This window comes from Candidatus Methylomirabilota bacterium (assembly GCA_036002485.1).
Lineage (GTDB): Bacteria > Methylomirabilota > Methylomirabilia > Rokubacteriales > CSP1-6 > AR37.
In genome coordinates, this window is the sequence record DASYTI010000237.1 from 1 (window position 1) to 8,325 (window position 8,325).

At 67.8% G+C, this 8,325-nt stretch carries 10 protein-coding genes; all 10 read right to left on the reverse strand.

Features of this window, described 5'->3' with window-relative positions:
- A partial coding sequence (locus tag VGT00_20530) for a chromosome partitioning protein ParB (protein HEV8533817.1) occupies positions 1-710 on the reverse strand: 710 nt, incomplete at its 3' end.
- 42 nt (positions 711-752) lie between these two features.
- Positions 753-1,745, reverse strand: a complete 993-nt coding sequence (locus VGT00_20535; GenBank protein HEV8533818.1) for a branched-chain amino acid ABC transporter permease — start codon at positions 1,743-1,745, stop codon at positions 753-755.
- Complete coding sequence (locus tag VGT00_20540; protein HEV8533819.1) at positions 1,742-2,608, reverse strand: branched-chain amino acid ABC transporter permease; 867 nt, start codon at positions 2,606-2,608, stop codon at positions 1,742-1,744. Before VGT00_20540 ends, VGT00_20535 begins: the two co-directional genes overlap by 4 nt.
- 224 nt (positions 2,609-2,832) lie before the next feature.
- Complete coding sequence (locus VGT00_20545; protein ID HEV8533820.1) at positions 2,833-3,537, reverse strand: ABC transporter ATP-binding protein; 705 nt, start codon at positions 3,535-3,537, stop codon at positions 2,833-2,835.
- A 13-nt stretch (positions 3,538-3,550) separates the two neighbouring features.
- Positions 3,551-4,282, reverse strand: a complete 732-nt coding sequence (locus tag VGT00_20550) for an ABC transporter ATP-binding protein (protein ID HEV8533821.1) — start codon at positions 4,280-4,282, stop codon at positions 3,551-3,553.
- 97 nt (positions 4,283-4,379) lie between these two features.
- Positions 4,380-5,708, reverse strand: coding sequence for an ABC transporter substrate-binding protein (locus VGT00_20555; GenBank protein ID HEV8533822.1), 1,329 nt, complete (start codon positions 5,706-5,708; stop codon positions 4,380-4,382).
- Positions 5,709-5,820: 112 nt separating this feature from the next.
- On the reverse strand, positions 5,821-6,480 hold the full coding sequence (locus VGT00_20560; GenBank protein ID HEV8533823.1) for a methyltransferase domain-containing protein: 660 nt from the start codon (positions 6,478-6,480) through the stop codon (positions 5,821-5,823).
- The gene (locus tag VGT00_20565; GenBank protein HEV8533824.1) at positions 6,456-7,109 is read right to left on the reverse strand and encodes an HAD family phosphatase; all 654 of its coding nucleotides are present in this window, start codon (positions 7,107-7,109) and stop codon (positions 6,456-6,458) included. Before VGT00_20565 ends, VGT00_20560 begins: the two co-directional genes overlap by 25 nt.
- Before the next feature lie 184 nt (positions 7,110-7,293).
- Positions 7,294-7,923, reverse strand: a complete 630-nt coding sequence (locus VGT00_20570) for a DUF1054 family protein (protein ID HEV8533825.1) — start codon at positions 7,921-7,923, stop codon at positions 7,294-7,296.
- 27 nt (positions 7,924-7,950) lie between these two features.
- On the reverse strand, positions 7,951-8,325 hold a 375-nt coding region (locus VGT00_20575; protein HEV8533826.1), incomplete at its 5' end, for an MlrC C-terminal domain-containing protein.

Consider the following 8,325-nt stretch of genomic DNA (forward strand, 5'->3'; position numbering starts at 1 on the left):
TTCTTGATCTTGGCCACCACCTCGACCAGCGCCTCGTCGGCTTCGCGAACCAGCTCGGCGCGCTCCTCCCGCTCCCCGAGCGTTTTCGGGAAGCGGCCCTTGAGGAACTTGTCCACGCGCCGGAGGATGGGCGCGAAGGCGCCGCCCGCGAAGCGCTTGTTCTTCTCGTAGAGAAGTCCCAGCGTGATGAAGTGGGGGGACTCGAACTGGAAAGCGTAGCTTTCCTCGCCGCTCTCCGGCTCCTCCTCCACCAGGCCCCGGTACATGCGGATGACCTCGAGGGACTTCTCCTTGAGGTTGTGGGCCTTCTCCGTATTGAGGGCGAGGATCTGGAAGGCGACCTCGGGCTCGGGCACCAGGATGGCCGGCACCAGCTTGGCCTTGAGCTTCTCCAGCACCACGCGTCGGTGATTGCCGTTGGGCGTCCAGTAGAGCCCCACCTTCGGCGACATCACGACGATGGGATCCACGAAGCGATCGATCTTCTTGACCACCTCCTGCAGGCGCTTGGCATGCGTGGGCGAGAGGTCGCGCTGATACGGGGTCGGCTCGACCTTGCCCATGGGCAGGAGACAGAAGATCTGCCAGTGCTCGCCCACCGGCTCGCGGTAGAGAGCCAGGGCGAGGCCGCCGTCGCGCTCGACCTGTTCGGCCAGCGCGACCACCGCCTTGGGCGCGTCCTCGTCCGGGAACTTTCCCCACGTGGCCATGGCGCCGATTATGCCCGACCCGTCAAGGCCGCGCGCGAGACATTACGCGGGCGCCGTCTTCGTGGCGCGGCGTCGGATCAGCTGATGAAGGGACCCGTAGATCCCCGCGGGCAGGAAGATGATGAAGATGATGAGGAGGAGGCCGTAGATCGTCTCCGCCATGCCGAGAAGCTTGAGCCCGAAGGCGATCCGCAGCCCCTCGGACAGCGCCGTGGTCAGCGCCGTACCCACGAGCGGCCCCAGCAGGGAATACATGCCGCCCAGCACCACGGCGAACACGATCTTGAGGGACACCCCGATGCCCGACAGCGTGTCCGGGTTGACGTAGGAGATGTACTGGGCGTAGAGCACGCCGCCCACGGCCGTGAGCGCCGCCGAGAGCACGGTGATGCCCAGCTTGAAGCGCGTCACGTGGATGCCCACCGAGGCCGCCGCCGTCTCGTCCTCGCCGATGGCCTCGAGCGCCGAGCGCGCCATGCTCCGATCCACCCGGTCCCAGACCCAGAGTCCGGCCAGAAAGACGGCCAGGGAGGCGTAGTAGAACACGCGCTTGTCAGCGAACTGGAGTGTCCAGAGTCCGGACGCGGTTCCCGCGGTCTTGAGGCTCGCCCCGAGCGACCCGCCCGTCCAGTCGCGCTCGGCGATGATGAGGAGGCGGATGACCTCGCCCACCGCCAGGGTGACCAGCGCGAAGTAGTGGCCGATGACGCGGAAGCGGAAGCACGGGATACCGAGCACCACGGCAATGGCCACCGCCGCGGCCACGGCGAGCAGGACGCCGACCCAGGGCGTGAGCGAGTAGTAGTTCCAGAGGAGGGTGGTGGTGTAGGCGCCCACCCCGAGGAAGGCGCCGTGGCCGAGAGAGACCAGGCCGAAGCGCCCCATCAGGGACCAGGCCTGGCCGATGAAGGACCAGACGAAGATCTGGATGACCACGTGGAGCACGTACTGGCTCATGACCCCCATGGGAACGAAGGGAAGGGCGAGGAGGAGCGCGAGGAGGGCTCCCGCGAGGAGGCGGCCGCCGAGGCTCATTCGCGCCTGGCCAGGATGCCGCCCGGCCGCACGAACATCATGATGATGAAGATCACGAAGGCGATGACGTAGCCCATCTCGGTGGAGATGACCACGCCCCCGATGGCGATGATCTCGCTCATGATGAAGGAGGCGATGAAGGCGCCCACCATGTTCCCCAGACCGCCCAGCACGCACACCATGAAGGTGAGCGGCCCGAACTGGGCGCCGAAGAACGGATGCACGGAGTACTGGAAGATGAGGAGGGCCCCGGCCAGCCCCGCCATGAGCCCGCCCACCGCGGAGGTGACGATGTAGATGCGCTGGGGATTGGCGCCCATCAGGGCCATGGCATCGCGGTCCTGGGACACCGCGCGGATGGCCGTGCCGATATAGGTGCGCGTGAGGAACACGTAGAGCGCGATCACAGCCAGAATGGAGATGGCAAAGGGGATGAGCCGCGTGGCGGGCAGGAAGATCCCCGCGATCTCGTAGCTGGGCAGGCTGAGGCGCACCGTCTTGTGGTCGGTCGTCCACAGGAACGTGGCGAAGGATTGCAGGAAGAAGAGGAGCCCCCCCGTGGCGAGCAGCTGGTTGATGGGGGCGCTCGTCAGGATGGGCGAGATGATGAGCAAGTGCACGCCGACGCCGAGCAGCGCGCCGATGGCCAGGGACGCCACGCCGGCCGCCCAGATGGGCCAGCCATAGACGGCGTTGAGGAAGTAGATACCGTACATGCACAGCATGACGAGATCCACGTAGGCGATCCAGACGATGTCCAGCACGCCGAAGATCAGATTGAGGCCCAAGGCGAGCAGCGCGAGCACGCCGCCCAGGAGAATGCCGTTGATGGCCGCCTCCACGAGGAAGATCGGATCGATCATTTGAATCCCTCTCCCCCACTGGGGGAGAGGGCAGGGTGAGGGGGAAAGACCTTCATCTCAGCCCTCGCCTCACCGCTCTCCTCACCTTCGGGATCAACTCAGCTCTCGACTGGCGGCTTCGCCGCTCATCTCGAACTGCGGGCCGCGTTTCGGCTCGATCTACTCAGCCCTCGCCTCACCGCGCTCCTCGCCTGCGGCTCGTCGGCCGCGTTTCGGCTCGAACATCAAACTCCCAGATAGGCCTTGCGGACGAAGTCCTGCTCCGCGAGCTGGTCCGCGCGGCCCTCCATCTTGATGCGCCCGACTTCCAGCAGGTAGGCGCGGTCCACCAGCTTGAGCACCTGGCGGACGTTCTGCTCCACGACGAGAATCGTGTAGCCCTCTTCGCGCACACGACGGATGAGGTCGAAGACGCGCAGCACCATGACGGGGGCCAGGCCCAGGGAAGGCTCGTCCATGAGGATGATCTTGGGGCGCGACATGATGGCGCGGCCCAGGGCCAGCATCTGCTGCTCGCCGCCCGACATGCTGCCCGCGCGCTGACTCTGGCGCTCGGCAAGAACCGGGAATAGCGTGTAGACGCGCTCCAAGCTCTCCCGATACCGGGCGCGAGCCGAGGGCAGGAAGGCACCCATCTTGAGGTTGTCCGCCACGGTGAGGGCGGGGAAGAGGCGGCGACCCTCGGGCACATGCGCGATCCCGTGGGCCACGATGTCGTACGCGGGATGGCCAGCCAGCTCGGCGCCCGCGAAGGTGATGCGGCCCGCGCGGGGGGCGATCAGGCCGGAGATCACCCGGAGGAGCGTGGTCTTGCCCGCGCCATTGGGGCCGACGACGGCCACCGCCTCGCCCTCGGCCACGCGCAGGCTCACGTCCCAGAGCGCGGTGAAGTGGCCGTAGCCCGCCGTGATGCCGGCGAGCTCTAGCATGCGATGCCCGGCATCACGTGAGCACCACCTTCTCGCCCAGATAGGCTTCGATGACCTGCGGGTGCTCGGCGATCTCGAGGGGCGGCCCCTCGGCGATCTTCTCGCCGTGGTCGAGCACCACGATGCGGTCCACCACCCGCATCAGGGTCGCCATGATGTGCTCGACCCAGACGATGGTGATCCCGAGGTCGCGGCGGATGCGCTTGAGCAGCTCGGCGGCGTCGTGCATCTCCGACGGATCGAGCCCGCCCAGGCTCTCGTCGGCCAGGAGCAGGCGGGGGCCGGTGGCCAGCGCTCGCGCCAGCTCGAGCTTCTTCAACCCGCCGGCGCCGAGCGAGGTGGTGGCCACCTCGGGGTCCGTGGGCAGCCCCACCAGCTCCAGCATCTCGCGCGCCCGGACCCGGGCCTGCGCCTCCGTGTTGGGCTGGTTGGTTCCGTAGTGGGCGGCCACGGAGACGTTCTCGAGGATGGAGAGCTTGCGGAACGGCCGGGGGATCTGAAAGGTCCGGGCTATGCCTCGATGGCAGATCTTGTCGGGGGTGAGCCCCCCGATCTCTTCCCCGCGGAGGCGGACGGAACCGGCCGTGGGCGGCAGCGCACCCGACACGCAATTGAACAGCGTCGTCTTTCCGGAGCCATTGGGCCCGATCAGTCCGAGGATCTCGCCCTCCCGCACCTCGAACGACACCCCGTTGAGCGCCGTAAAGCCACCGAACCGCTTCGTGAGCCCGGAGACCGTCAGCATGTCCGAGCGCGCCTACCGGCCGTGGCTCGAGCGCGAGCGAAGCCGGCGCAATCGAAGGGGGAGGCTCGGAGGGGGCCGTCGAGGCCCCCTCCGACGTTTAGCGCACGGCAAGCGGCGAGGACGCCGGCAGCGGCAGGATGGGCTGGGCGGTCGCCACGGTCTTGGGGAAGACCAGCTCGAACTTGCCTTCGATGATCTCGAACACGGCCGGGAAGGCGCGCTCGTTCTGCCCGGCGAAGCGATGGCCGGGCAGATTGAACTTCACGCCATAGCCCTGCATGGTGCCGCCCTCCGGGATATCGGTGTCCCGGGCCGCCTTGGCCAGCGCCTCCGGGGTCCAGCCGCCGTACTTGGTGATGGCCCTCGGCACCACGTCGTTCAGCAGGATCCACATATTGTTGAAGCCCATGGAGACGTGCGGCGCGATGGCGCGGTCGGCCACGTCCTTGTCGTACAGCGCCTTGTAGCGCTTCACCATCTCGGCCGTCAGCTCGCCCACGCCGGGCTTGAGCTTCTTCGGATCGAGGAGCTGGGAGGCGATGGGGTCGAGGGTGTGGAAGCCGTCGATCTCCTTGGCCCCGAAGGCCTCCTTCAGCTTGTCGATCTGGCTGTGGCCGGCGCCGTGGCCGATATAGGCGCGCACGCGCAGGCCCTGCTCCTTGGCCTGGCGAAGGAAGAGGGCGATGTCGGGGTTGTAGCCCGTGTGGTAGAGCACATCGGGCCGTACCGACCGGAGCTTTGTCACCAGCGCGGAGAGGTCGGGGGCACTGATCGAGTAGCCTTCCTTGAGGACCACGTTGAGCCCGAGCTCCTTGGCCTTGAGCTCACTGCCCAGGGCCACGTCGGCGCCATAGGCGCCGTCCTCGTGGATGATGGCCAGGCGCAGCTCCTTGGCGGGCTTCTTGAACTTCTCCTGCGAATAGTCGTTGATGTACTGGACGGAGAGCTCGCCGAACTGGATACCCGTGGGCTGGGGACGGAAAGTGTACTGGAGGTTGCGCCCGTCGAAGACTTTCGACGAGATGGCCGTGGTGATCCAGAGGAAGCGCTTCTGCTTGTCCACCTTCTCGGCCAGCGGCACGGCATGCGCGCTCGAGTAGATGCCGGCCAGGATGTCGACCTTCTCGACGTTCAGGAGCCGCTCGGCCTCATTGATGGCGACCTCGGCCTTGGACTGGCCGTCGCCGTCCACCTGGACGATCTTGTACTTGCCCATCACGCCGCCGCGCTCGTTGATGAAGTCGATCATCATCTTGGCCCCGCGCCAGCAGTTGAGCGATCCCGCCGCGGAGAAGGGGCCGGTGTGGTCGTAGAGCACGCCGATCTTGATGGTCTGGGCCTGCGCGTCGGCGAGATCGCGGAGGGCGAAACCGCCGCCCACCGCGGCCACGAGCAGCATGATGGCAACGATGCGAAGCACCTTCATACCGGAGCCTCCTTTGGCCGCCCGTTGCCGCGCACGTACCACCGCGAAGACGTGGCGTCCCGAAAAAAGTGCTCAACCGTAACATGCCCTCCTGGGTGAATCAAACGGCCAATCAAGGTGCGCGACGCTCGGCCACCACGAACCATTCGAGATTTTGGCGCCGCTCGGGAGAGGCGGGCGGCGCCCCCGCCTCCACGATGCGGAAGCAGGGCTCGAGAACGGTCTCGATACTCTCCCGCGACACCGGGAAGGGCGGCCCGTCCGTACCCTCTCTTAAAGGATAGAAGCAGGCGAGGAGGATCCCCCCGGGGCGCAGGATGGCCTGGAGCACCTCCGCGTACTCCCCGCGGCGGTCGGGATCAATCGCGCAGTAACACGTGTACTCCCACACCGCGTCGAATCGGCTGGCATAGTCAGCGGCCAGGGTGAAGACGTCGCGTTGCTCGAAGGCGATGGCGAGACGATCCTTGGCCGCGAGCGCTCGAGCCTCGACGATGGCGGCCTCCGCGAAGTCGAAGGCCGTGACGCCATAGCCGTGGCGGGCGAGCAGACGCGCGTCATGACCTCGCCCACAGCCGGGGACAGCCAGGAGCGGAGGCCTCGACATGGCCGCGGCACTTCGCTCGGCCCCGGCATGAGAGAACTTCCGGCCCGAGGCGAGCCAGGCGCGCAGCGAGGGCGCAGCCTCCCCGAGCTCCCAGCCGTCCTGATGCTCGGCATAGAGCCCGTCCCAGAAGGCGGGGGCGCTTACGGGCTTGCGAGGCTCGGCCACTGGAGACCCTCGAAATCGGCGATGGTGCGCTCGGCCCCGGCCTCTCTCAGCTCGGCGTCGCTGTGGGCGGTGGTGACGCCGACGGCGCGCATGCCCGCCCGCCGGGCGGCCTCTATCCCCACCAGAGAGTCCTCGAAGACCAGGCAGGCCTCGGCCGGCACCTTGAGCCGCGCGGCCGCCAGCTCGTAGACCTCGGGATCGGGCTTGCCCATGACGACGTCGTCCGCCGTCACGATGACGCCGAACTGACGTCGCAGCCCCACGCCCGTGAGCAAGCGATCGACGTCGAAGGCCGAGGCCGAGGTCCCGACGGCGCGCGGGACGCGAAGGCGTTCCAGCGCACCCACGAACTCGCGCACCCCACGTACGGCCACCAGGCCGGCGCGCGCGAAGCCAACGTAGAGATCGCGCTTGCGCCTGGCCAGTCGCCGCGCCTCGTAGCCGGGCATGGAGCGACCGAGCAGGAGCGGCACCGCCTCTTCGCTCGGCCGACCTATGGTCAGCCGCCAGGGCTCGGGGTGCGCCGCCTCCTCGCCCAGCTCGGCCAGGAGGGCCAGCCAGGCCGCGCGGTGATGGGCGCCACTGTCGATGAGGACGCCGTCCATGTCGAAGATGACCGCCTCAGTCATCTGCCGGGTCGAGTGGCTTCGTCATACTTCGTTCTCAGTCGGCGGCAGCCCTCAACGTACGAACAAGTACGCCTCGGGCTGCCGCCTCCTTCGGGCGTGGCGGTTCGAGCTGAGGGGCGAAGCCCCGAGGCGAGGGCTGAGTTGATGTGGCTCGCCCCCCGACCCGGCAGATGACTGAGGACAGTCATCTGAGCCGGTAGAGCGGGGCGAGGAGCTGGAAGGTTTCGCGGGCCACGCGCGCATAGTCACGCGGCTTCCAGCGCGCCGCCTCCTGCGCGGGCACCGCGCGCCCGAGAACGAGCGAGCCATCGCGGGTGCGCGTCAGCTCGTCGCCCAGCCGCGCGATGTCCTCGGCCGACAGCTCGCCCAGGATGGCGGCGGGCCGCTCGTCGTGCTCGTCCTTGAACCAGGCGAGGCCCTTGGCGCGTCTCAGCACGGGGGCCAGCTTCGGTCCCTGCCGCTTCCAGGCCGCCGCCCAGCGCCGCTTCTGCGCGTGCTCGGGCCCCGCCTCGAAGAGGAAGCGCACGACGCCGCGCGAGACCGCCACCTTGAAGTGGCAGTGCTTCTTGTAGCCGCGCTTGTCGAGGGCGAAGGCGACCCAGGTGTCGTCCGGAGGATTGACGGTGCGGCGCGCGTGCCGGGCCACGTGGGCGAAGGCCGTGTCACCGGCGATGCGGGCCACGTCGGGCAAGAGGTCGCGCCCCATCGCCTCGAGCTTGGGGCGGATCTGGATCTTGATGGCTTCCATGCGGGGCTTGAAGCCGTCGATGTCGAACACCTTGAAGTCGGCTGGGGTGAAGCCGGGGAAGGACATGCGAGGGTCCTCCTGCGCGTGGGCCGCTCAGGGATAGGTCGTGTCGGGATCGAGAGGGAAGATCGGCCGGCGGATCCGCTTGAAATCGAAGCGCGCGAGATTGGACGAGGACAGCCCCGGGGCGTCGACCTCCACGATCTCTCGGGCCATGGGCTCGAAGGCGGCACGGTAGTGAATGGTGGACTTGATCACCAGCACCTTGTGCTCGAGGGGGTCGATGCCCACGAACCGGATCATCTCAGGGTCGAGCGTCTGCCAGCGATACGAGATGAGGATGACCTTCACGTCGTTGACGTCGAGGACGGCCGTGGTGCCCAGACGGCCCGGCAGACCGCGCGCCATCGGCCCCTTGTGGACGAATCGCCCGTCGGAGAGCGTGCGCACCACCCCTGTGACCCGGAC